Below are 24,104 nucleotides of genomic sequence, written 5' to 3' on the forward strand. Positions count from 1 at the left end.
GGTGGTCATGCTGGCCTGCCATACATTCATATGGAGAGGGTTACGGAGGTGATTCAACTGGATTTCTGGCGATATATCATCGATCAAAAAATCAAGGATCTTCTGAATGAGAGGAAGGAGAACAAACCGAAGTACCGCATCAACCTGAGCCATAACAACTTCGCCGAAATGTTTGATTTTCCGGTGCTGCCGGAGTCGCTGGAGGTGAAGAAGACAGGGCGCGGAGCGAGCTTCGACATTATAGGTCTGGGCGAGGTGAATGTCATTCATTCGCGTCAATTGGCTGAGGTGAGCTTCGAGGGTGTCTTTCCTGCCATACCTGCCCACTATTTGACCATCGACAGTAAGCATTGGAAGGAACCGAGCTACTATGTGTCCACCATCAATCGCTGGCAGGAGTCCCGGCGACCATCCCGGCTGCTTGTGCATACTGAAGGATACAAGTTCTCCATCGCGGTCAGCATCGAGCAGTTCGATCGGCGCGAGGTGGCAGGCAGCGGTGGCGATATCGAATTTAAGCTGACGTTGAAGGAGTACCGCTTTCATCTGACCCGCAGAGCGGTAGTGGTACAGAAGGAGGGCGAAGAGGCGGTAGCCAAGCAGGATAAGCAGCCTCGGCCTGATGAGAGGGTTCCTCCAGCCACCTATACGCTGAAGAAGGGGGACTCGCTCTGGAGCGTGGCCCGGACACAACTGAAGGATGAGCAACGGTACAAGGAGATCATGAAGCTCAATTCGATTCGCGCGGATCAATTAAGGAAATTACCGATCGGCATGGTGCTGAAGCTGCCGATAACACCAGAGGGAAGGAAGACGGGAGCGACATGATTGAAGTCATCGTGGATAATCGCGACGGAACCTTATGGGATATCTCCGGCATGGTGAGCAGCTTGACGTTCAAGACGGTTCGCGTAGGCGCGGCCTCCAGTGTGGAAATGAAATTTTTGAAGCGATCCTTCCTGTCCCCGGAGGAGGTCAAGTTCGAGCCGGGCAATGTTCTACGTATTCGCATGGATGATGTGAACCTGTTCTATGGTTATATTTTCATCGTTAGTGAGGATGAGAACGAGAGCTTGAGCGTAACAGCTTACGACCAGCTCCGGTACTTGATGACGAGTGACACCTATGTATTTACAAATAAGACCGCGACAGAGATCATCCGCAAGATTGCCTCAGATAATGAGCTGCAGGTAGGCGAACTGGCGGATACTCGTTATGCCATCCCTAAGCTGCTGGAAGACGGCAAGAAGCTGATGGACATTATCTGCACTGCGCTGGATCATACGCTGGTGTCCGAGAAGCAGCTTTACGTGCTCTATGATGATTTCGGCTCCATCACGCTGCGCAAGCTGGAGGATATGCGGCAACAGGTGGTCGTGGGTGAGAAAAGCCTGCTAACGGGCTTTAGCAGCAGCCGCTCGATCGATAATGATACGTACAATCAGATCAAGCTGGTGCGGGACAATAAGGACACAGGCAAGCGCGAGGTCTATATGGCGCGGGACAGCTCGAATATGGCCAAGTGGGGAACGCTCCAATATTACGAGAAGGTAGACGAAGGGAAGAACGAGGCTCAGATTGAGGAGACGCTGCAGCATCTCATGACGATGAAAAATCGCGAGCAGGTGACGTTAAGTCTCACTGCGCTCGGGTACCCGGGGCTGCGGGCGGGTCATACCATCTATGTCATGATCGAGGAGCTCGGTATTGAGGGGTTCTATGTCATCAATGAGTGCAGTCATAGCTTCAAAGGAGATGAGCATACAATGTCGCTGGAACTGGTGGTGTATCGACTATGAGTCTGATTGAGAAGATCAAGCTAATTGGAGCCAGTGCCGTGGAGGCTGGCAATCCGGTCGCCGTGGTCTATGGCAAAGTAACGAGCGAGCAGCCGCTTGAGGTTAACGTGGATCAGCGGCTGACGCTGCCTGGTGAATTTTTGATTATGCCGCAATCTCTGCAGGAGAAGAAGCAGAGGATCGGTTCGGAGGAGGTCGTGCTGCAGGAGGGGCTGAAGCTGGGGGATAAGCTGATCCTGCTGCGCTGCCAAGGAGGACAAGACTACGTGATATTGGATCGGGTGGTGAGCTAAATGCTGCCAAGTGGAGCGATGCCGGCGCGCATTCCGTATGAGCGCCAGTCAGATCAGCCGAGCCTGACCTACAAGCTGGATGTCGGACAGAGGCGTATAAGCAGTAGAATCGATGGGTTGGATGCGATCAAACAGGCCGTATACAAGGCGCTCGCGACAGAGCGTTACGTGTATCTGATCTACAGTGCAGACTACGGCTCGGAGATTCGGCCCAACCCGATCGAGATCGAGATGGAGCGCTGGATCAAAGAGGCTGTATTGCAGGATGAGCGTATACGATCTATTGATAATTTTAGCATGACTCGCCATTCAGAGAATATTGCGGTGGAATTTACCGTCGTATCTGTTGCTGGCGAGTTTGTGGTGTCTCAGGGGGTGAATTAATGTACGAAGCGTACACGTTTGATTTTTTGCTGGAACGAATGCTTGCCAAGGTACCGGATGTGCTCGACAAGCGAGAAGGCAGCATCATCTATGATGCGTTGGCGCCTGCTGCTGCTGAGCTCGCCCAGATGTATATGGAGCTGGATCTCAATCTCGATCTGTCGTTCGCGGATACGGCAACGGGAGAATATCTGGAGCGGCGCGCCGCCGACTTCGGCCTTAATCGCCAGCAGGCCACGCCTGCCCAGCGAAGGGCGATCTTCTATGATGCCGAGGATGGCAAGCTGGAGATTCCGTTGCAGAGCCGTTTCTCGGCGGGTAACACGAACTTTAAGGTTGTGCGGCGGCTGGATGCAGGCGAGTACATGGTGGAGTGCGAGTCGGCTGGCATCATCGGCAATCAGAGCTATGGCGCACTGGTGCCGATTCAATATATTGCCGGTCTGGCTCGTGCTGAGCTGGCAGAGGTGGTCGTGCCTGGCAAGGAGGCGGAGAGCGACGAGGCGTTGCGAAGCCGCTACCTGACCCGTGTGCAGACGCCCTCAGCCGGGGGCAATCTGTATGATTATAAAAACTGGGCGCTTGAGGTGCCGGGAGTCGGCGCTGTCAAGGTTCATCCGCTCTGGAGCGGTCCGGGCACCGTCAAGACGGTTATTGCCGACAGCGACAAGCTGCCGCCAACCGCTGAGCTGGTGCAGCAGGTCAGAGAGCATATCGAGCAGTTGCGCCCGATCGGCGCGCAGGTAACGGTTAGCCCGGCGCTAGGCAAGAGCATCGAGGTCGATAGCACGGTGGTGCTTGCGCCAGGCTACACGCTGCAGCAGGTGAGCGATTCGTTGTCACTGGAATTGCAGGCCTATTTCCGCAGCATGGCCTTCGTGGACAGCTATGTCAGTGTCGCACGGGTCGGTACGCTGCTGCTGGGCATCCCGGGAGTAGCGGATTACAGTGAGCTGAAGCTCAATGGCGGCAGCGCCAATATCGCACTGGAGGCGGAAGAAGTGCCGCTTGCAGGCGCGATTCGTCTGGGGGTGTAGCTGATGTCTACAGCAGAGCCTATCGATCGTTTTGTGGAGAAGCTGAACAAGCGACAAGATGGCGGCATGTATGTCATCGAGGAGGAGCTGATCCTTGAGGACGGGGTATATGAGGGGTATCTGGCTCATAGCAATGTGCGTAAGGGAAGTGTTCAATGTTATACCGGCAAAGAGCTGACAGGACGCAGAGTGGACAACATCCTGTTGTCCACACCCGGCGAAGCGCCCTGGCGCACATGGGTGAAGGTATTTGCTTCGGAAAGCCCGGTCTATATCTCCTATGAAACGCCAGGTGATCAGGTGGACGCCGCCCATATGAATGCGGTGCAGAGCAGTATTGTTCGTACCCAGCAGGATCTGCAGAACTACAAAGCCTCCGGCGTCATTGACGGCGGTTTTTTTGATATATAAGGATGTATAAGTGCTGTTCGCCTTATATGTGCTTCTATATCTACGCGAAACGAAGCTTAGCCGTCAAGGACGGCGACAGCCGTTTACGCTTTGAAGGATAAGACGGAGCTGTCCCAACAGACAGGCCGTCAATATTTATGCGAAGGGGCAGCTTTGCCTGCCAAGGAGAGCAATCGCTGTTTACGCTGCAGGCGATCAGATAGAGAGGGAGGGAGAACATGGCACAGACGATACAGATCAAGAGAGGAACGAGGGCCCAACTTGACGCTTACGGTCATTTGCTAGCGGGCGAATTGGGGTTTTGCACCGATACGAAAGAAATCTATATTGGCGACGGCGCAGCGAATGTGTTCGTCGGACGCGCATTGTCGGGATCGGAGGCAGAGCGACCTAACGGAGGGGCTTCCGGCAGGCTGTATTATGTGAGCAGTGGAGCAAACAGCGGGTATCTGTATCTGGATGATGGGACGCAGTGGAGGCGTGTCAATGCGCAGAAGCTGGCCGACCTGACGGGCACGCTGGATGATGTAGCAGACGGAACGAGCTATGCCCGTGTGAAGAAGGCCGATGTTACAGGCGGCAGTGTGAACAAGGTATCGGACGGCACGAATACAGCGACGGCGGCTGAGCTGCGCACCCATATGGGGGATGCGACGCGGCATCGGCAGATTAATGATACGGTCACAGGAGGAACTTCACTTTGGTCGTCGCAAAAGATCAATGCGGAGATCAGCAATGCTGTGCGCGGGCTGGACTGGCAGGATAGTGTAGGCTCACGCGCGCTGGCTTCGCCGCCTGCTGCCCCGGCAGCGGGCTACCGCTGGATTATCCCAACAGGGGCGACGGGAGCATGGGCGGGCAAGACGAATCAGATTGCCCATTGGAGCGGTACGGCATGGAGCTATTACGAGCCGAAGCTGGGCTGGAGTGTCTACATCCATGACGAGAACAAAAACTACGTGTTCAACGGAACAGCTTGGGTACGCTCTGGAGAGGCGAATCAGACGATTACGGCTGGTTCAGGCCTGACTGGCGGCGGGCAGGGCGATGTGATTACGCTTGCTGTAGGTGCGGGGAATGGGATCACCGTGGCTGCCTCAGCAGTAGGAGCGAAGGCTGGCAAGGGCATTGTGGTGAACAGCACCGGGATCGAGGCGTATATAGACCAGAATAGCATCATCTACGATACTGCAAATGGCAATCGGCTGGCTGTAGCTGTTGTAGATGGAGGTACTTTTTAAGGGGGTGAAATATACATGGCGCGAAAAGCCTTGATTCAAATCCGTCGCGGGCAGGAAGCAAATATCGGTACACTCGCTGTTGGAGAGCTAGGCTACTGCACAGATACACGCAAGCTGTACATCGGTACGGCTGAGGGCAATGTGCTGCTGGCGAACGCCCAGCTTGGCGGTGATATGCTCAAGTCGATCTATGATACGAACAATAACGGCAAGGTAGATCGCGCAGAGCTGGCGGATCAGGTAGCCTGGAGCAATGTAGCCGACAAGCCGACAGCCTTCCCGCCCACCGCCCATACCCATACGGCGGCAGAGATTACAGAATCAACAGCGCGCAGATTCGTCTCTGATACCGAGAAGTCGGCCTGGAATGGCAAGCAGAGCAATCTCGGCTATACGCCGCTTAATAAAGCTGGGGATGCGATGACTGGCGTGCTGCGCGCACCGGCCTACAAGCTGGACAATCGCTATATGGAGCGGTATATCGGCGGCCTGACACTGTCGAACGGCGTAGCGAACCAAAAGTTCGATATTCAATTCCCTGTGATGTCCGCGGACTTCTCCGCGTGGTTCGAGATTGAACTGGTCACTTCTTGGTCACATGCCAACGGCACGGGACGCTTGAACAAACGTGTCTCTGTGTTCACGAACCAGGCGAACGGGTCGATCCGCAGCCAGCATTCGTACTATAATCACGCCGATCCTCTTATATCGGAGCTGTTCGCTCTGTCGGACATGTGGTACGACAGCGCGGATGGCCGTTACAAGGTGACGGTCGTCTCGCGCACGACGGCGAGCAACACGGTGCAGGTTTTCGGCAGGGTGATGAGCATCAACACGACGGCGCCAGATATTTTCAGTAATGTGGCGTTGTCTGCGATCTATACGACGGATACTAAAGTGTATCCTAAGGCTGTCGTGCAGTTGCCTGCGGATGCTGAGGTATCCGGTCAAAAAATATGGCATGCAGGCAATTTCAACCCGGCGAGCTACGTATCCAAGGGCGCTCTGACCTGGAATCAGCTCAAGGGGGTGTAAACGTTGAGCTACGGGACAAATAGGTACGGACAACTGCCCTACGGGGTGGCTGGCGGTGGGGAGGACGGCCCGGATATAGAGGGCCAGGTTGATCTTATGGCGTATCTTCCCTTCTACTATGAAGGCGTGATGGAGATGGAGGCGCTGCAGGAGCAGCTCGGCCTCTTATTGTATGCACAGCAGAGAAGTGCCCAAGAGATGATGAACCAGCGTTTTATTGCATCTGCGACATGGGGGCTGGGGCGCTGGGAGCGAGAGCTGGGCATACAGAGTGATCCGTCCAGGCCATACGAATGGCGGCGGGAGGTGGTGCTTGCCAAGGTGCGCGGCTCCGGCACGGCGACCAAGGCGATGCTGATTCGTGCTGCTGCCGCCTTCTCAGGCGGCGAGGTAGAGATAGAGGAGTTTCCAGAGGAATACCGATTCGAGATTCAATTCGTTGGCGTGATGGGCGTGCCGCTCAATATGGCGGGCTTAATTCAGTTTCTGGAGGAAGTGAAGCCGGCGCATCTGGCCTATTCATTTAAATATACGTATACGTGGTGGGATACGTTGACGCAGTTGTCTTGGGACCAGGCCAAGAGCAGAACGTGGAACGAACTACGAGTTTATGAGGGAGAGTGAGCAAGGTGAAGACAACAGGGAATCTGGGGCTTCGCAAGCCAGATGGAACAGATATCGTCGACATTGCCGATCTGAACAACAATATGGATGTGCTGGATACCGAGGTGGTCAAGCTGGCAAGCACGACCGCGCCTGGGCGCATGTCCGCAGCGGACAAGGCGAAGCTAGACGGAATCGCGGCGGGCGCGAACAATTATGTTCATCCTGCAGGTGACGGCAGCTTGCATGTGCCAGCCACAGGAACCGGAAATAGCGGGAAAGTATTGAAGGCGGGAAGCACGGCAGGTAGCGCTGCATGGGGGAATGTCGCCTTCGCTGAAGTCAACGGCAAGCCGACAACGCTTGGCGGCTATGGCATTACGGATGCGGCGCCTTCCTCGCATGTCGGTGCTGGCGGCAGCGCCCATGCAGCAGCAACAACGAGTGCTGCGGGCTTTATGAGCACGGCGGATAAGGCGAAGCTGGACGGGATTGCAGCGGGTGCGAACAATTACACGCATCCGGCAGCACATCCAGCTTCCATCATTACGCAGGATGCGAATAATCGATTTGTCACCGATGCGGAGAAGAGCGCCTGGAATGCGAAGGCCAGTACGGCTGTGGCGACCACATCGACCAATGGACTGATGGCGGCAGCGGATAAGACAAAGCTGAACGGCATCGCAGCAGGAGCGCAGGTGAACACTGTCACGAGCGTAGCAGGCAAGACCGGGGCGGTGTCACTGGCGAAAGCTGACGTAGGGCTAGGCAGCGTGGAGAATCTGCCAGTGGCGACTCAGGCACAGGCGGAGGCAGGGACAGCCAACACGGTATACATGACGCCGCTAAGGACGAAGCAATATGTAGATCAGAAGATTCAGAATAATGTGAGCTTTAGGGTGAATAGCGGGGAGCTGGAATATTACAATGGAACGGGGTGGAGTTCGGTGGGCTTTAACTGGATGACAACAACGCCGCAAATCGCACAAGTGCAACCGGCAACCGGTGCAGTTAATACGACGTTGGTGGATGTTACTGGATCTGGCGTATTAACTGGTCTATCAGCTACGGTATTTACCGGCGTAGGTAACGGCAGATTCACGGTGGAGGTAGACGGGGTGAAGTTTCTGAATTTCATTCCGACAGGAACAGGCTTAACATTGCCGCAGGCCACAAAATTTAACACATCGCTCAAGATAACGGTTAGTAGGGATTCAAACGCGTACATCACATTTATTGCGGCTTATGCGCTCTTATAAGGAGGGATAGAATGTACGAAATCAGCGGAAGCGAAGTGTTGAAGGTCAAAGAAGTCGTAACGCCAACGCAGACGGCCATTGTGCGAACCTTCCACGACATGTGCTATCACCTGCGCCTCACACAAGACGGCGACACGGTAACCGCCCACGTATACGACTACTTGGGAACGAGACAGTATGCAGATGGCGTAGAGGTTACATTCGGCGCAGCGGATTGGACACAGACGGTCGAGACAGTAGGCGGCGAGGCAAGCATCACTGTGCCTGAGGGTGCCGTTGAGGTTACGGCAACGGTGCCGGGATATAGAGCGGGATTGATTACGAAAGGCTCCTAACGGGCCTTTTAAATTTGGGGAGATAGCGCAGTGGTAGGCCACGTTCAAGATGAGCGTGGCCAATTTTATGTAATCAATGATGAGGCCGGAAGGTTTGAAGCGACTTGTACAGTTTGAGTGAATGCACATCATGAATGTCAGGTTCTATAATTTAATATCACTACATTACTGAGTTCTATTTCGTCGGCTATAGGCGGGGAATTCACATTTTCTGTTGATGACAGCTTTGAACTGAAGGACATCAAAGGTTTTGGCCGCGGTAATGCGCTGCAGGTTTTGAATTATGTCTTCGAGAAATGAATGCTAAATCGAGCCAGATAATCTCGTCATTCACATCAAGAAAAAGATTGGCACGAATCGTGGTCGGCTTTTCCGGCTCCAAAAGAACATCATTAGAATTAATTTCAAAGACAGCTCTAGAGTGCTCGAGACGCGCATGTATTCATAGATGAACGACGAACGGATATTTATTGGGTTGGCAGTTTCAAACCTTATAGCAGACGAACATGTACTTCTGAATGCCATTACTGGGTCAATCGTTAATGGTGTGATAAAGGTGTATTATCTCATCTCACCATATTCGGGGTACTGGGCTAAGCAATAACAATTAAGGGGGGATATAAGCACCATGAGTAAGTTCAAAATCGCCTTAGACGCCGGGCACGGCCCGGACACGCCCGGCAAGCGCTCGCCCGACGGAAGCTTGCGGGAGTTTCAATTCAATCAAGCAGTCGCCACCTTGGCGGCTGCTTTGCTATGCCGCTATAGCGGCGTGGAGACGAGCTTCACCCACGCTCCTGACGGCAGTCGCGATGTGCCGTTGAAGGAACGCACAGACAAGGCCAACGCCTGGGGAGCGGATGTGCTCATCTCGATCCATGCCAATGCTAGCGGCGACGGCTGGAGCAGCGCGGAAGGAATCGAGACCTTCACGTATACGAAGCCATCCGCCGCATCGGTTCAGCTCGCCAAGGCTGTACAGACCCAGTTGATTACAGCGACAGGCCTGCGCGATAGAGGAGTCAAGACGGCGAATTACCATATGGTGCGGGAGAGCCGGATGCCGGCCATTCTCGTAGAATGTGGATTTATGACTCATCGCCGTGAAGTCGAATTATTGAAGTCGGAGGCGTATCGGCAGCAATGCGCAGAGGCGATCGTCTCCGCGCTTGTTCAGGTGTATGATTTGCAGCCTATTGCAACGAACTCTCCAGGTCAGCCAAGTGCTGGCTCTGGCATGATCAACGCCCCAAGCCCGAATGCCGCGACGGGGATCAATCAAACGTCTAATAAAACTGAATATTCCGATATTAAACCTGGATCATGGTACGAAGATGCGATCAAGCGGGTGACAGACCCGTCTAATGCTCTAATGAGCGGTTATCCAGATGGCACCTTTAGGCCGGAGCAACCGGTAAGCAGGGCAGAGCTGGCCGTTATTCTAGCGAATTGGTTGAGGAAGAATCACTAGTAGCTCATTCCTTAACCCCGCTAATGATACATGTCGCATAGGCTTTACCTTATTAAATGTCTTAAAAAACTGAATAATATGACAAATATCTATTAATGAAGTTCGTCATAATAAATCCTATATTAAGGAGATGAAATCATATGCACGCTATGCTTCAACCGTATCTCCAAACAATCGTGCTCGCCATCCTGTCTGTTCTGGCTTCAGTTGCTACGGCTGCATTGTTTCAGGCACGCGCTCGTATGCTGAGGTGGCTGGAGAGTCGCGCGACCAATGAGCAGCGAGAGCTGCTGCATAAGCTGGCTGGCGAAGCCTTCGCATTTGCCGAGACGGTGTTCCGGGAGGTCGGCGGGCCGAAGAAGCTAGAAGCGGCCTACGGCTACCTAAGCACCCGCTTGAAGGAACAGGGGATCGAGCTGGGACAGGCCGAGCTCCGCTCCGCCATCGAGAAGGCTGTGCTGGATTACAATGCGTTGCAGGCGCCGTTGCTGGGAACGTCATTTCGTAGCCAAACTAAGGATATTCACGAGCAGAGCTAGCCAGTACCAATCTGATCGGTTTCCCCCGTCCGCTTGAGCAGCAGGTTGAGTACTGACACATTCAGATGTTCGACATTCCAATGTTCGATTATTCCACTGTAAGCTTTGGCGATGCTACTTTCCCGTAGAAGACCTGATCATGGGGCTATATTACAATATTCTCATAACAAGTAGCATATAAGTCGCTAGAGTTTGGTTTTGCATGTGGCGTCCTCGGTAGGGCGACGGTGGATGGGGGAGTTCGATCAGGTTGAATTTTTATATCGTGTTACCTAGCGTGAGCCCCTCCCTCCCCATTCCCGAGTCTTAGCTGAGACACGCATGAATACTCGCTCAAGGGCAGTTTTCCTCACTCTGCCGCCCCCTGCTGCGTTTTCATTTCCTGAACGACCCTCCAGTATATATCTGCAAATAATCGTGCTCGACACGTATATACGGCAACATCTGCTCCCTGCAAAGTGTAAAGCCCCGCCCTAGGTAGATGTATAGATTTCCAGAAGTTAGGATTCTCTCATTTAATGTTCCTTTTAGATTCATTTAAGCTTCCGTTCAGTTTCGGGCTTTACATTTAGATACCAACGAAGGGAGGCGTATAGATGGGAATGTAGTCCTCATGCAGATACAGTCGCTCAGGAGGTTGACGAATAAGGCTGTTCAGGAAAAGACACTTTCAACACCACGGGAGGTAATAACGATGAAAAGAAAACAACATGCGCTGATTGTACTTTCGTTAGCTCTGCTGTTGGTCGGTGCGGGCTGTTCTTCTACTGGTAATTCCACCAATACACCTGCTTCAACGCCTGATACGGCGACACCGGGGACAACATCCCCAGACATGTCGTCCCCGGATATGACCACCCCAGACACAACCACTCCAGACACAACCAAACCAGACACAACCACTCCGGGTGCAACGGATGCCCCAGACACGAGCGCACCAGACTCTGGCATGCCAGACACGACGGTACCTGACTCGCTGAACTCCGAATCCGACAAGCAGGAGGATCTGTCGACGGACCCAACTACATCGGAGGATTCCTCCAGCAATGCCCAAGAGGAGAATGCATCGCCGTCAGAGGGCAGCGAGACTCCTGACGCTAAGGAGGCGCTGCCAGGTATCAGTGCTCCGAGTACTCCTTAGAACGCGGAGTCATGGCGACTAGTGGAGCATCGTTGAGTCTGACGTTGTTCGATTATACCGCTGCTTGTGAAACGGAGCCGAATCAGCTAGTAAAGCATCATTGAGTCTGCACAGCAGGAATTATAAGTGAAACTAATGTATGCGGGATCATGTGGAACGATCATCATACGGAACCGCCCTTGAAGATGGCTGCGATGAAACGCCCCCCAATGGGAGATGTATCTAACATTGGGGGCGCGGTTCACGAGTTCAATTTGCTGGGGCGGTTTTTCTTGCTATATAGGTAAGTCATCATCTCTCCATGACGATAAGCAACGGCCAAAGGGGGGATTTATCAGAAAAATTAATAAAATTATGAAACAATTCCGCCTGCCTCTCGTAACTAGTAACAGTAGTTGCGGGACGTGCATCCAGTCCAGTCTGTAGCATGCGCGATCCGCAAGCAACGCCAGTCGTATGCAAAGGAGTGGAATAGGGTTGAGAAGCATAAGGTGGAATACACTGCTTGCCGCAGGAACCATTGCAGGGATGCTGCTATTATCCGGCTGCACAGAGGTCGATGAGCCGTCGGCGGCGGAGAAGCAGTCGCAGGAGGAGCGCCAGACGCCTGTTCAGGTGAAAGCTGTCACACAAGGCGCGCTGACCCAGCAGAGTGAATTGATCGGGTCGGCGGTACCGAGCACCGCGGTCGATGTCTTCCCCAAGATGACCGGGGAGATTATCCAGTTGGATGTCAAGAAGGGGGACCGCGTGAAGAAGGGACAGCGGCTTGGGAGAATCAAGGGAGATGACCTGCAGACCCAGGTAGAAATGGAGGAATATGCGCTCGAGATTGCCCAGAACCAGTATAAGGTGCTGGTACGATCCGAGATGACGACAGATACGGAGCTGGAGCAGGCGCGCATCTCGGTTGAGCAGTCGAAGCTGCGTCTGCGGCAAACACGAGCGCAACTGGAAAATACATATATTACAACGCCATTCGCTGGCGAGATCGTCAATGTGAACGGCGAGCTTGGAGGCTTCGCATCGCCAAGCTCGCCTCTGTTCACCGTGGTCTCCATCCAACCGATCAAGATTACTGCCAATGTCAGCTCGAGCCAGATGCTGGTACTCCAGAATAAGACGGAGATTCAGGTGGACATCCCGGATCTGGGCACCGGGCATACGGGGACGATCAGCTACCTATCCCCTGTGACCAACGACACCGGTTTCTATACACTTGAGGTGCGATTGGCCAATGAAGATCAGGCGATCAAGCCGGGGATGATCGCCAAGCTATTGCTGACGCAGGAGCGGCAGCAGGATGCCTTGCTTGTACCGACTGAAGCGGTGGTGGAGAAGGGCGGAGCCTCTTACCTGTTTGTCATTGAGAAGGATCGAGCGGTGATGAAGAACATCGAGGTGCTGGAGACGCAATCCTCCCTGACTGCGGTCAAGGGGGATATTCAGCCTGGTGATCTGATTGTGACCAAGGGGCAGATTACGCTGGAGGACGGGATGAAGGTCACAGTTGTCGAGGGGGCGCAGAAACCTTGAGAATAGTGGATGTATCCGTCCGGCGTCCGGTAGGTGTCACAATGCTCGTTCTTGCTGTCATTGCTCTGAGTCTGGTGAGCCTGCGCAATCTGGCTGTTGACCTCTTCCCGAAGATCGACATCCCGGTTGCCGTGGTGGCCACCTCCTATCAGGGAGCGGCTCCTGAGGAGATCGAGAAGCTAGTTACTAGACCTATGGAGGCGTCGCTCAGCTCGATACAAGGCATGAGTCGTCTTACGTCTCAGTCTCAGGCCAATTCCTCGCTTGTGATCATGGAATTCAAGTCCGGCACCAATCTGGATAATACACTGCTGGACATTCGCGAGAAGGTAGACCAGGTGAAGGAGTTCCTGCCGAAGGACGCTGGTACGCCTTCTGTACTGCGCTTCGACCCGCAGCAGTTGCCTATTATGTCGTTAGCGTTGTCCGGGGAGGATAGCTCGCGACTTCAGAGCATGACGGAAACACAGTTCATTCCTTTTCTCGAGCGGCAGAAGGGGGTGGCCTCCGTATCTGCTGCCGGCGGGAAGACACGAGAGATTCTGGTGGAATTGAATCGAGCCGCCCTGGCCAGATACGGGGTAGCACCATCGCAGATTGTACAGGTGCTTGGCGCAGGCAATCAATCGGTTTCGGCGGGGAGCGTCGTCAAGGGGCAACAGGAGATGCAGATTCGCGTGAAGGGCGAATACAGCTCTGTTGCTGAGATTCGCGATACGCTCATTCTGCTGTCCAACGGTCAGCAGATTCGACTGCATGAACTGGCGGAGGTCAAGGACACCTATAAGGAGGAAACCTCCCTTACGCTGGTCAATGGCGCTCCGGCTCTTGTCCTCTCGATCCAGAAGCAGTCCGATGCGAATACCGTCTCGGTGGCGGATGAAATCTATAAGGCAATGGAGGAGATGAACAGCCAGCTTCCAGAAGGTGTCGAGCTGACGGTGGTAACGGATTCCTCCATCTACATCCGGCAGTCGATTGATGGCGTCATGAATAATATGCTGCAAGGGGGCATACTAGCTGTCCTGATCCTGATCGTGTTCCTGCGCAGCATCAGAGCCACATTGGTTATCGGGATCGCCATTCCGATTGCCGTCTTGTCTACCTTTGCGATGATGTACTTTACAGGGCAGACGCTTAACATTATTTCCATGGGCGGACTGGCGCTGGGGATCGGGATGATGCTGGACTGCTCGATCGTTATCTTGGAAAACATCGTCGTTCATCGTCAGCGCGGCGCGACGGTTCTGCAAGCGGCGGTCAAAGGAGCGTCCGAGCTGGGAGCGGCAGTTATTGCTTCCACCGTAACCTCGCTTGTCGTATTTGTGCCGATTGTCTTCGTCCAGGGCATTGCCGCAGACATCTTCAAGCCGATGGCGCTGACCGTCGCCTTTTCACTGCTGGCCTCGCTGATTGTCGCGATTACGCTGGTGCCAATGTTGTCGGCCAAGCTGATGTCGGCGCCGCTCAAGGAGCGCAAGCCTAGCTTGTTCGAGCGCGGACTGAATCTGCTGATTCAATTCTACAAGAAGCGGCTGGCCTGGTCACTGAAGCATCGCAAGACGACGGTTGCTCTCGTCGGTGCCTTAATGGTAGGCAGCCTGGCGTTGGCGCCCATGATCGGCATGGAGCTGATGCCAGCAGATGATGAGGGGCGGCTAACCATTACGATTAAGGCTCCCTCAGGCACAAGACTGGAGGAAACCAAGGAGATAGCCAACGAAGTGGAAGCGCTGCTTGCACCCTATGAATCGATGATCCGCATGGCGTATCTATCGATCGGTGGAAGCAGTCTCGGCTTCGGTGGAGATAGCTCCAATCAAGCGACACTGACGATGGAGCTGATTGGCTCCACGGAGCGCGACATGACGACCCGGGAATTCGTAAGCAGCTTGAGCAGGCAGACGCAGGAGATTCCAGGAGCAGAGATTACGGTCTCCGCAATGGAGACGGGGCTGGGCGCGGGCAGCCCGATCCAGATCAAGCTTAACGGTCAGGACCGTGAGGTGCTGGAGGAGGTTGCTGACCAGGTCATGTGGCTGATCTCTGAGGTGGAGGGTGTCCATAATGCTCAGACCTCCTCGCAGGAAGGCAACGAGGAGATGAACATTATCGTCGACCGTCTGATGGCTGCGCAGTACGGACTGACCTATCAGCAGATCATTAGCGAGATCCAGTTGGCCATGAACGGACAGCTCGCGACGAAGTTCAGGGAAGAGGGCTCGGAGTATGATGTGCGCGTCGTGATGCCTGAGGAGGAGAGAGCCAACCTGGCGGCTCTTAGCCAACTGCGATTGCAGACAGCTACCGGCCAGTATATTCCGTTGTCACAGGTTGCCAAATTTGAGCAGTTGAAGGGCCCGGTCGTCATCCAACGGGAAAACCAACAGCGACAAATCAATGTCACGAGCGATGTAATTGGACGCGATCTGGGGAGTGTAGCGAACGACATTCAAGCCGCACTGAATAAGATGAACTTCCCGGAGGGCTACAGCTATTCCATGGGCGGCGAGGCCGAGGAGATGCTGGACTCGTTCATTGATCTGGCTCTTGCACTCGTATTCTCTATCTTTCTCGTCTATGTCGTCATGGCGATACAGTTCGAGTCGCTGCTTCATCCGTTTATCATTATGTTCTCGGTACCCACCTCGATCATAGGTGTCTTGATTGGACTATTTGTAACAAACACCGCCATCAGCTTGCCAGCGTTGATCGGGATGATTCTGCTCGTTGGGGTCGTCGTTAACAATGGAATTGTGCTGGTGGATTATATCAATATTTTGCGCAGGCAAGGAATGGAACGCTATGAGGCCATTATGGAAGGCTCGCCGAGCAGGGTGCGACCGATTCTCATGATGACATTAACGACGGTGCTCGGGATGATCCCGCTCGCGCTTGGACTCGGGGAAGGCTCCAGCATGCAGGCGCCGCTGGGCATTGTCGTCATCTTCGGCTTGCTGTTCTCCACGGTATTTACGTTGATCTTTGTCCCAGTTGTCTACAGCATGGCAGATGATTTCAGCCAGTGGCTGCGGCGAGTGCTGCGCAGAAGGGGCAAGACAGCCACGGAAGCGACAGCTACAGAGGTCTAGGAAGCCTTAGGCCAGCCAATCGATTTGAATGGGTGGAACACACGAATAGAATCCAATGAGCACAAAGGTCGAGCCCGGTGCAACCTTCGCACACGGGCTCGACCTTTGTTTATAATTTTCTCCCAGATGCTCTGTCCCTTCTTCACGCTTGTATTCCTGCGGACATAGGATAGTAGCAAGCAAACCAAAATGGTGTACGGGAGGGAAAAGCGTGCCGCGCATTCCGAACTATCCGAACAGCCTGCTGATGGAGCATCGCAACTGGCATCATGCCCATCATCATGTCAATGTGGAGCAGCCGCCAGCCGGGTATGGCGAAGATTTTCTACGGTTCCACCGCCAATATATTCGCAAAGCGCTGGCCTGGTATAGCCAGCAGGGCTATGACGCCTCGCTGGTGGAGCCATGGCGGGAGGTGCCGGAGGCCATTCGCCGTTCCTACTGCTATGATACCGAGGCGGAGCGGAGAATTGTCACTCAGCCGGAGTCATTCGCTACGGCCGATGAACTGGGGCGATATATTGAGTCGACCTATCTGCATAACTGCATTCATCAGCAAGCGGCGCTGTTGTATGGAGAAGAAGACCTTAATGACTTCGATGTGGCGCCGCGCAGCACTGTATTTTTTCAGATTCATGGCATGATCGACCGCTGGTATGCGAATTGGGAGGCCACACATGCCCAAGGGCAGGGAGGCAGTCAGGCAGGCTGGCCGGGGCAGGCGGGCTGGCCCGGCAGGACGCGCTCCCGCTCTACCTCTAGAGCTCCTTCAACGACCGGAATACTCTCGTATAGTAAGCTGTCTCGCGCGGGACAAAATCAGCAGTTCGGACCTCCAGGCTCGACGGCTGCAGCATTCCGCGGCGATCCGGGGCTACACCGAGAGCCGTCACGGACATCTGCTCCCCTTCGAACAGCGCGATCATCTCATCCAGGCTCGCCTCGTACATCCCTGCCACTTCTTCTACCTGAAGTTGCAGTGAGGACAACGGACGGTCGCAGACGTAGCCGAAGACATGGCTAAGCTCACGATCAATGAAGGGCGTGCCACCCAGCTCGCCCTCCACCTCCTCGCGATGCTCAGCCAGCTTCACCAGAGCGCTGAACTCGGCGCGAATGCCTAGCTCCTCCTCCAGCTCGCGCACCCCGTCGCTGATGGTCTCGCCGGCGCTTAGATGGCCGGCGGCCGTAATATCCAGCCGTCCGGGGTGCGTATCCTTGCCAAGCTGCCGTTGCTGAAACCATACATATGCGCCCGCCTCGCGTCGTTGCACGACCCAGCAATGAAAGGTCTGATGCCATAGCCCTTCATGATGGACACGCTCGCGTGGCGCCGTGCCCAGAAGATTCATCTGTTCGTCATAGTAATCGAACCATTCGCTCATCGTGCATCTTCTTGCACCAGTTGGGAGGTGCAGTGCCCACAGCGGGTAGCCTTCACCGGAATGGTCGAGAGGCAGAACGGACACTCCTTGGTGGTCGGCTCCGCCTTGGCGGGCGCTTCCTTCTTGCGATGCAGGGAATTGATTCCCTTCACCATCAAGAAGATGCAGAAGGCGACAATGATAAAGTTCAGCATAATATTAATGAATTGCCCGTAAGCAATGACAGCAACACCGGCATCTGTCGCCTGAGCAAGCGAGATGTGCTTGCCATCAACCATCGTCCGCTCTGGCTCCAGGCTGAAGTAGAGATCGGTAAAGTTTACATTGCCCAGCAGCATGCCGATCGGGGGCATGATGATGTCATTCACCAGCGAGGTCACGATCTTGCCGAAAGCCCCGCCAATGATCACACCGACGGCGAGATCGATGACATTGCCGCGTACAGCGAACTCCTTGAATTCTTTAAGTAGCTTTGACATAGACATCTCCTTTGTTTCGTCCGATACGAATTCCACATGCGTGCCACCCCGCCAGCCATCTGGCCGCGGCATGAACTGGCAGCATAGTTTGTTATATTATACCCTATTTTCATAGAATGAAAATGGAGAATAATATAGAACGCACATCCTGCCGAAGACTGGAAGAAAATGCTGGCATTTGCTGGCTTTTTTCGTCATATAACGCCGTGAAAAAAGGGTTTTATGGAAAATTGTCGAAATTCAAATCCATTCCGAGATGAGGTGGTAGAACGGGGAATGAATAACTATCTAAATAACGGCGGCCTGTTTTTTACGATGTTGTCTCTCACCATTAGCGCTCTAGCCTCCTTCACCATGTTCCAGTTAATCGGCAATGTATCCCGTTCGAACGGACATGGGAAACTGCATTGGATGTTTGGCGGGGCGGCTGTCTTCGGGCTTGGCCTTGCCGTCGTGAATTTCCTGGTGCTGCTTGCTTCAGACACGATGATCATTATTGACCGTCGCATGCTGCTGCTGTTATTTATCGGGATGGGGATGACCTTCCTCTCCATCGTGTTCTTTTTAAGCCAGGCGATGCTGGTGGCGCGTGTGATACTGTCCAGCTTGCTGCTGTCGGCTGTGCAGGTCGTCATGTTCTACTATAGTGTTATGATTGTGCCGATGCAGCAATTTTCCGTAGATGACGGGCTGGTCTTCCTTTCCCTTGCCCTGAGCTGGCTGACGGCCGGTTGCGCGTTTTATCGGTATGAGATCAAGAAGGGCGATGATCTGCTGACAAGCAGCCTGCTGCTGGGCACCTCTGTTATGATTGTGCAAGGGCTCGGGCTTGAAGCAATTACTGTGGAGTATACGGCCATCATGACCGCGGACCGACTGAATGAAAATATGATGCTCCTGTCGGCTATCATGGGTGTTGCCACGCTGCTCGTCATCGGCTTCAGTCTGATGATCGGCTATACGAATCGGCGGCTGGGGCAGGCGGATGAGAAATATAAGCTGCTGGTTGAGAATTCACTGGATACCATTGCTATTTTTGCTGAAAATGAATGGAAGTACGTCAACCAATCGGGTTTGCGCATGTTTGAGGCGCTTCGGCAGGAGGAGATGTTGGGTCGCTCCATCTATGATTTCCTGCATCCGAAGCATCATGACGAGCTGCGTGAGCGGATTGAGACCGCTTGCCCGGACTGTCCCTATGGCCCGGTGGAGCAGGAATGGTATACGATCGGCGGCAAGCTGATTCACACAGAGGTGGTGGAGACGCCGACGAGGTTTGCTGGTAAGCATGCTGTGCAAATTATTATTCGCGACATCTCGGAGCGCAAGAAGAACGAGGAGCTGCTGATCAACTCTGAGAAGCTGTACGTGGCAGGTCAATTGGCTGCGGGTATCGCGCATGAGATTCGCAACCCGCTTACCTCGCTGAAGGGCTTCCTCCAGCTCATCATGTCAGGCAGAGATACCAATGAAGATATACAGGAAATTATGAAATCCGAGCTGAATCGGATCGAATCGATCGTCAGTGAGATGCTCATGCTATCCAAGCCCCAGGTATATGAGCTGAGCCGCAAGGACGCTCGTCAGATCATGCGGGATACGATAACATTGCTAGAGGGCCAGGCAATATTGTACGATATAGAATTGGAGGCCATCTATGACGAGGAGGCGCTGTGGGTCTACGGCGTGGAGAATCAGATCAAGCAGGTCTTCATTAATGTGATCAAAAACGCCATGGAGGCGATGTCGGATGGGGGAAAGATCGGTATCCAATGTATGCTTGAGGATGGTGAGGTCAGCATTCGAGTCAAGGACGAGGGTCCTGGCATCGATCAAGAAATGCTGTCCAAGATGGGACAGCCATTCTATACAACCAAGGATAAAGGGACCGGTCTGGGATTGATGGTCAGCTACAAAATAATGGACAATCATCACGGACGGATTGAGGTGGATAGCGAGGTCGGAGTAGGCACAACGCTGTTAATCGCATTTCCTTTTGCGTGGGAGGAATGGGCTGAGGTAGACTAACAGGAGGTTTGGCGTAAAATGACGATTGGGGCCCGTGTGATTAAGACAGGGCTGGCGGTAGCACTGGCAATATTCGTAAGCGGATTATTCGGGTTTGCGTCTCCGCTGATTGCAGCGGTGGCGGCTATATTTACGATACAGCCGTCCATCTATCGCTCCTGGAAACAAATATTGGATCAATTGCAGGCGAATTTGATGGGAGCGGCTGTGGCACTGACAGCCGTCTACCTGATTGGCAGCACACCGATCGCTGTCGGTCTGGTCTGTATTGCGGTCATCATCCTCACGATTCGCTTGAAGATGGATAGTGCCATCGGGCTGACACTCGTCACGGTGGTCGCTGTGATGGAGGCGCATTCGGCGGGATGGTTATTTGCCTTTCAGCGTCTGGCGATGGTGCTGACAGGGATGGGGGCGGCGTTTCTCGTCAATGTGCTTGTCTATCCGCCTCGGCCACGCAAGCAGTTCAATGACCAGGTGCATGAAGCCTTTGACCTGCTCTCGCTGCTGCTGCGCACGGCCATCTCCAATGAGATGAAGGAGCAGGTGTACAACAAGGAGAAGGAGAAGCTGCAAGCCACGCTGCGCAAGCTCCAAGAGCGGTATCAGCTATTCGAGGAGGAGCGGGCCATTACGAGCAGCAGCAAGCAGAGTCGTGCGCGGCAGTTGCTTGTATCCAGGCAGATGATCCGTTCCCTGCAAAAGGGCGTCGATCTGCTCGAAGTGGTGGAGGAGCATTACATTGGGGCGCCGGGTGCGGATGAGTGGGCCGTGCGGTTCGATCGGCAGATCGAGGAATGGACCAAGTATCACGAACACATCCTGCTCAAGGCAGAGGACAAGATGAAGCCGGGAGTGACGATCGTACCGGAGGACGGGGAGTATGACGCCTTCAAAGCTCAGCTCATCAGCTTTATTCATCCTCAGCTCGACGAGCGCAAGCCGTTCATCTTCGTTGGTGCGGCGCTGATGGAATACGCCTATCATCTGCGTCGACTGGAAAAGTTGATTGAGCAGGTGCAGATGCGGCAACGAGGCGAACAGGACGAGGAGTAACAAGATAAATACAGTGCCAAGCATGGAAACACATAAGAAGCCGCATCGCCTTTCACGGAAGGGCGATGCGGCTTTTTTTGAGGTGTCCCGGCGGCCTGAGCCGCGCAGGGTTCAGGTTATCGGTCGCCCCGGTTCAGATGGCGGCGGGGATGTGTCACCTTGAATGGCTTATCCTTGTCTTTCTTGGGCACAAGACGTGGATCAGTCTCGCCTTCGTGATGATTGTCCATCTGATATTCGGTTAGCTGCCATTCGGTTGCTCCCAGCACGAGATCCGCGGGAAAGGTGTCTCCGCGCTTCAACTCGGTTTCCTGACCGGATTCGTTCTCATAGACACCATCCACTTCGACCTCTTCCCCGGTCATGGGGTTCATATCATAATGATTCACTTTCTCGCTCATGCTGCTCCTCCTTGTCCATAACTATGGCAGAGCAGGCTACAAGCCATGCTTGGGTACAGCGGCGCGATCCGCTTCAGCCTGCTGTGTGCTGGCTTGCTGCTTGCTGCCTTGCCCGCGGTCTGCGAGCGATTGGGCCTTGCTGGCGGCCTGCTGCTTGCGGGATGGCTCAGTGCCGGACATCCCGTTCCCCTCCTCTGCTTGCTGCCTGCAGGCAGCGCGTTCTGGATTTCAGCTTCCGTTCATTCACGCTCCGACAAGGCAGCAGGTCGGCTGCCGCCGTCACGGTAATCCAGGAAGCTGTATCTTAGTATGACGCAGCGCTGCGGCGGCTATGTACGGTAAGAGGTGGGTCAGCCATAGCAATTCAAGGTGTAACCAGCATAGGACAAACAAGTGGCAAGCGGCATCAGGTCTGAAATTTCAGCTCCAGCCGTTTGCCTAGCAGCCACATGATGACCAAAGCTGCGATGGCAATTCCGATTCTCCACGGTGCATCCATGATTTTGGCAATGTCAAAGCTGAGCAGAGATACACTCGTAATCATGACCCCCTTGCCCATCAGGATCGCCGTGACGAACACACGCATCGGTACGGTGGTCAAGCCGGAGGCAATATTGACGAGCACAGAGGGTGAGAACGGGAAACAGGACAGCAGGAAGATCGGTGTAAAGCCCCGCTTCTCAATCCAGGCAAAAAATCGGGAGCTTGCAGGGAACTTGCGCTGCAGCCAGCCGCGAAAGCCACCGCCTAGCCGCCTAGCCAGCCAGAATACGAGCATACAGCCGCAGCATACTCCGACCCACGAGTAGAGAATTCCTGGCCCGAGGCCGTAGATATTGGCATTGACGGCGATGATAAGCAGCAGCGGCAGAAACGGCAATAACGATTCGAGAAAAGGTGCAATAATGCCTGGCAGCGGTCCGAATGCTGAATAGCTCTCCAGCTTGCGTTGCAACTGCTCGGGGGTAAGATGCTGAACATGGTTCAGCCATTCCTGAATAGAAACCATCCATTCGTTCACAGATCTAACTCCATTTCATGTTAAATAACGTACTCGCTAGAAGACGCTGTAGATAAAGAGAGCGGCACATAGGGCCGTGCGCGGCAGTTACGCCGCGCCTTGCCGCTCCCCTTCGAAGGCTCTGAAAGGAAACCACAGATAGAACAACCCGATCAGCCCGAATAGAATGGCGCTGATGAAGATGACAGCTAGCTCGCCATTTGCTGTTGCCAGCATGCCGCCCAGCACCGGGCCAACCATGACACCGATGCCCTCAATCGTAGAGAAGACGCCCCAGCCAAGTCCCTGTCCAGAGGACGGGACATACGAAGCGAGCAGCGCATTCCAGGCGGGAAGCAGGGCTGCATAGGATACGCCGAGCACTGCCGCCAGTACGATGCACTCCCACAGGGGAGGCTTCCAGGTCAGCAGATACAGGGCGATCGCGAACAGGGAGAAGCCAGCCACGAGAAACCACTTCTTCCCGCCCAGCCGATCGGACAGCCGACCCATTGGCACCAACCCAAGCACGGTGCAGCATCCGCCAGCCATCAGAATAAATGAATAGTGCGTGCTGGACATGCCGAGCTGCTTCTCTGCAAAGCTGGGCAGGATCGGCACCAGCATGCTGGCTCCGGTCGTCTGCAGAATCATGCCGGGCAGCAGCAGCTTCATCTGACGCAGCTTATCCTTCAACATGACCATCTGCGCCTTGAAGGGAATTTGCTCGATGCTGCGCGCGGTCGTATTGCTGATCATTAGGGAGAGGAGCCATGCCAGCAGGGACAGACCCGCCAGCAGATAGAAGGTGAAGGCCGGGCTCCAGTCGAGCAGAACATTGCACAGCACTGGCCCCGCGCCAAGACCGATGAACCATAAGGTGTACAGATAGCCCATCTGAGTCGCCCGCTGCTCCTCGCTCACCTTGGTCAGGCAGACGATCCAGACAGGAGAGATGCCAATGCCATAGATGGCCGAAGCTACAATAAACAGCAGGGGCAACGGAGCATAGCCGAGGATCAGCACGCCCGCCAGACAGAACAGCAATCCGGTGTGAACGACGAAGCGGACAGAGAAACGGTCGAGCAAGTAACCGATGACAAGCTTTAGCCCCGTGTCGGTCAGATAATGTGCCGTAATAGCGATGCCGATAATATCGAGCGTCAGCCCGAGCTGCTTCTCGCCGTAGATGGGCAAGAAGCTGATCAGCATTGCGCCGCGAACAAATTCAACAAGCAGTACGATGGCGGAGAGCAACAGCATCTCTCGGCCAAACCAACTGCTGCGCTTTATTTTGGACATGCTGGCTCCTTTGGTCACTTTTGGGAAGGTCCCCAATTTAATTAACGTATCTTGTGACGTTTAGTTTCCCCCAGTTCGGATGATTTTAAAAACTGCCGATGATAATCGACGGTTCCTTAATTTTTGTTCGACATGGATACCTGAATTCCTTGTAAATCAGACCTTTAATTGCAGATTCCGCCTGAGCTATTACTTCGAGAAATCCATGACGTACTCATCCAAGTTAAGTGTTGGGCATTGTCCCGGAATACAGTATAATGGGGACACATGGGTACAA

The 24,104-nt window shown here is 54.1% G+C and carries 24 protein-coding genes and 1 pseudogene; 19 read left to right on the plus strand and 6 right to left on the minus strand.

Annotated features, from left to right (window positions below; all coding sequences use genetic code 11):
* The first annotated feature begins 48 nt into the window (after positions 1-48).
* From ACY1JZ_RS12460 to ACY1JZ_RS12540, 17 genes and pseudogenes are all read left to right on the plus strand, one after another.
* Complete coding sequence (locus ACY1JZ_RS12460; RefSeq protein WP_462629429.1) at positions 49-828, plus strand: LysM peptidoglycan-binding domain-containing protein; 780 nt, start codon at positions 49-51, stop codon at positions 826-828.
* Positions 825-1,799, plus strand: coding sequence for an XkdQ/YqbQ family protein (locus tag ACY1JZ_RS12465; protein ID WP_270166096.1), 975 nt, complete (start codon positions 825-827; stop codon positions 1,797-1,799). Before ACY1JZ_RS12460 ends, ACY1JZ_RS12465 begins: the two co-directional genes overlap by 4 nt.
* Positions 1,796-2,092: a DUF2577 domain-containing protein gene (locus ACY1JZ_RS12470; RefSeq protein ID WP_270166094.1), complete on the plus strand. Its 297-nt coding sequence runs from the start codon at positions 1,796-1,798 to the stop codon at positions 2,090-2,092. Before ACY1JZ_RS12465 ends, ACY1JZ_RS12470 begins: the two co-directional genes overlap by 4 nt.
* On the plus strand, positions 2,093-2,476 hold the full coding sequence (locus tag ACY1JZ_RS12475) for a DUF2634 domain-containing protein (protein ID WP_462629430.1): 384 nt from the start codon (positions 2,093-2,095) through the stop codon (positions 2,474-2,476).
* A complete protein-coding gene (locus tag ACY1JZ_RS12480; RefSeq protein ID WP_462629431.1) occupies positions 2,476-3,513 on the plus strand; it encodes a baseplate J/gp47 family protein in 1,038 nt (345 codons plus the stop codon). Before ACY1JZ_RS12475 ends, ACY1JZ_RS12480 begins: the two co-directional genes overlap by 1 nt.
* Before the next feature lie 3 nt (positions 3,514-3,516).
* The gene (locus ACY1JZ_RS12485) at positions 3,517-3,924 is read left to right on the plus strand and encodes a phosphoglucomutase (RefSeq protein ID WP_462629432.1); all 408 of its coding nucleotides are present in this window, start codon (positions 3,517-3,519) and stop codon (positions 3,922-3,924) included.
* 218 nt (positions 3,925-4,142) lie between these two features.
* Entirely contained in the window at positions 4,143-5,165 is a 1,023-nt protein-coding gene (locus ACY1JZ_RS12490; RefSeq protein ID WP_462629433.1) for a DUF2793 domain-containing protein, read from the plus strand.
* Positions 5,166-5,180: 15 nt separating this feature from the next.
* The gene (locus tag ACY1JZ_RS12495; RefSeq protein WP_462629434.1) at positions 5,181-6,200 is read left to right on the plus strand and encodes a hyaluronate lyase N-terminal domain-containing protein; all 1,020 of its coding nucleotides are present in this window, start codon (positions 5,181-5,183) and stop codon (positions 6,198-6,200) included.
* Positions 6,201-6,203: 3 nt separating this feature from the next.
* Entirely contained in the window at positions 6,204-6,824 is a 621-nt protein-coding gene (locus ACY1JZ_RS12500) for a putative phage tail protein (protein WP_462629435.1), read from the plus strand.
* 5 nt (positions 6,825-6,829) lie between these two features.
* A complete protein-coding gene (locus ACY1JZ_RS12505; RefSeq protein WP_462629436.1) occupies positions 6,830-8,062 on the plus strand; it encodes a hypothetical protein in 1,233 nt (410 codons plus the stop codon).
* A gap of 11 nt (positions 8,063-8,073) precedes the next feature.
* Positions 8,074-8,397 carry a hypothetical protein gene (locus ACY1JZ_RS12510; protein ID WP_462629437.1) on the plus strand — a complete coding sequence of 108 codons (324 nt, stop codon included), beginning with the start codon at positions 8,074-8,076 and terminating at the stop codon, positions 8,395-8,397.
* 628 nt (positions 8,398-9,025) lie between these two features.
* Complete coding sequence (locus tag ACY1JZ_RS12515) at positions 9,026-9,868, plus strand: N-acetylmuramoyl-L-alanine amidase (RefSeq protein ID WP_462629438.1); 843 nt, start codon at positions 9,026-9,028, stop codon at positions 9,866-9,868.
* Between the two features lie 140 nt (positions 9,869-10,008).
* The gene (locus ACY1JZ_RS12520) at positions 10,009-10,407 is read left to right on the plus strand and encodes a phage holin, LLH family (protein WP_462629439.1); all 399 of its coding nucleotides are present in this window, start codon (positions 10,009-10,011) and stop codon (positions 10,405-10,407) included.
* A 694-nt stretch (positions 10,408-11,101) separates the two neighbouring features.
* On the plus strand, positions 11,102-11,548 hold the full coding sequence (locus ACY1JZ_RS12525) for a hypothetical protein (RefSeq protein WP_462629440.1): 447 nt from the start codon (positions 11,102-11,104) through the stop codon (positions 11,546-11,548).
* Positions 11,549-12,025: 477 nt separating this feature from the next.
* Positions 12,026-13,084, plus strand: coding sequence for an efflux RND transporter periplasmic adaptor subunit (locus tag ACY1JZ_RS12530; protein ID WP_462629441.1), 1,059 nt, complete (start codon positions 12,026-12,028; stop codon positions 13,082-13,084).
* 5 nt (positions 13,085-13,089) lie between these two features.
* The gene (locus ACY1JZ_RS12535) at positions 13,090-16,176 is read left to right on the plus strand and encodes an efflux RND transporter permease subunit (RefSeq protein ID WP_462629679.1); all 3,087 of its coding nucleotides are present in this window, start codon (positions 13,090-13,092) and stop codon (positions 16,174-16,176) included.
* A 247-nt stretch (positions 16,177-16,423) separates the two neighbouring features.
* Positions 16,424-16,837: pseudogene (locus ACY1JZ_RS12540) on the plus strand (hypothetical protein); the annotation flags it as partial.
* A 97-nt stretch (positions 16,838-16,934) separates the two neighbouring features.
* Here the strand turns inward: ACY1JZ_RS12540 and ACY1JZ_RS12545 are convergent.
* Together ACY1JZ_RS12545 and mscL are read right to left on the minus strand one after the other, a co-directional pair.
* The gene (locus ACY1JZ_RS12545) at positions 16,935-17,561 is read right to left on the minus strand and encodes an NUDIX hydrolase (RefSeq protein WP_462629442.1); all 627 of its coding nucleotides are present in this window, start codon (positions 17,559-17,561) and stop codon (positions 16,935-16,937) included.
* Entirely contained in the window at positions 17,558-18,046 is a 489-nt protein-coding gene (mscL, locus tag ACY1JZ_RS12550) for a large conductance mechanosensitive channel protein MscL (RefSeq protein WP_462629680.1), read from the minus strand. Before mscL ends, ACY1JZ_RS12545 begins: the two co-directional genes overlap by 4 nt.
* Positions 18,047-18,316: 270 nt before the next feature.
* On the opposite strand from mscL, the gene ACY1JZ_RS12555 reads away from it, so the two are divergent.
* Both ACY1JZ_RS12555 and ACY1JZ_RS12560 read left to right on the plus strand, forming a co-directional pair.
* On the plus strand, positions 18,317-20,068 hold the full coding sequence (locus ACY1JZ_RS12555; RefSeq protein ID WP_462629443.1) for an ATP-binding protein: 1,752 nt from the start codon (positions 18,317-18,319) through the stop codon (positions 20,066-20,068).
* Positions 20,069-20,086: 18 nt separating this feature from the next.
* Complete coding sequence (locus ACY1JZ_RS12560) at positions 20,087-21,124, plus strand: FUSC family protein (protein WP_270166079.1); 1,038 nt, start codon at positions 20,087-20,089, stop codon at positions 21,122-21,124.
* 116 nt (positions 21,125-21,240) lie between these two features.
* Here the strand turns inward: ACY1JZ_RS12560 and ACY1JZ_RS12565 are convergent, their stop codons facing one another.
* The 4 genes from ACY1JZ_RS12565 to ACY1JZ_RS12580 all read right to left on the minus strand — a co-directional run bounded on the left by ACY1JZ_RS12565 (position 21,241) and on the right by ACY1JZ_RS12580 (position 23,827).
* Positions 21,241-21,525, minus strand: a complete 285-nt coding sequence (locus ACY1JZ_RS12565) for a transposase (protein ID WP_270166078.1) — start codon at positions 21,523-21,525, stop codon at positions 21,241-21,243.
* Between the two features lie 36 nt (positions 21,526-21,561).
* Positions 21,562-21,705, minus strand: coding sequence for a hypothetical protein (locus tag ACY1JZ_RS12570; RefSeq protein WP_270166077.1), 144 nt, complete (start codon positions 21,703-21,705; stop codon positions 21,562-21,564).
* 226 nt (positions 21,706-21,931) lie between these two features.
* A complete protein-coding gene (locus tag ACY1JZ_RS12575) occupies positions 21,932-22,546 on the minus strand; it encodes a TVP38/TMEM64 family protein (protein ID WP_462629444.1) in 615 nt (204 codons plus the stop codon).
* Between the two features lie 87 nt (positions 22,547-22,633).
* On the minus strand, positions 22,634-23,827 hold the full coding sequence (locus ACY1JZ_RS12580; RefSeq protein WP_462629445.1) for an MFS transporter: 1,194 nt from the start codon (positions 23,825-23,827) through the stop codon (positions 22,634-22,636).
* Positions 23,828-24,104 lie beyond the last annotated feature (277 nt).

Source organism: Paenibacillus sp. J5 (genome assembly GCF_054955055.1).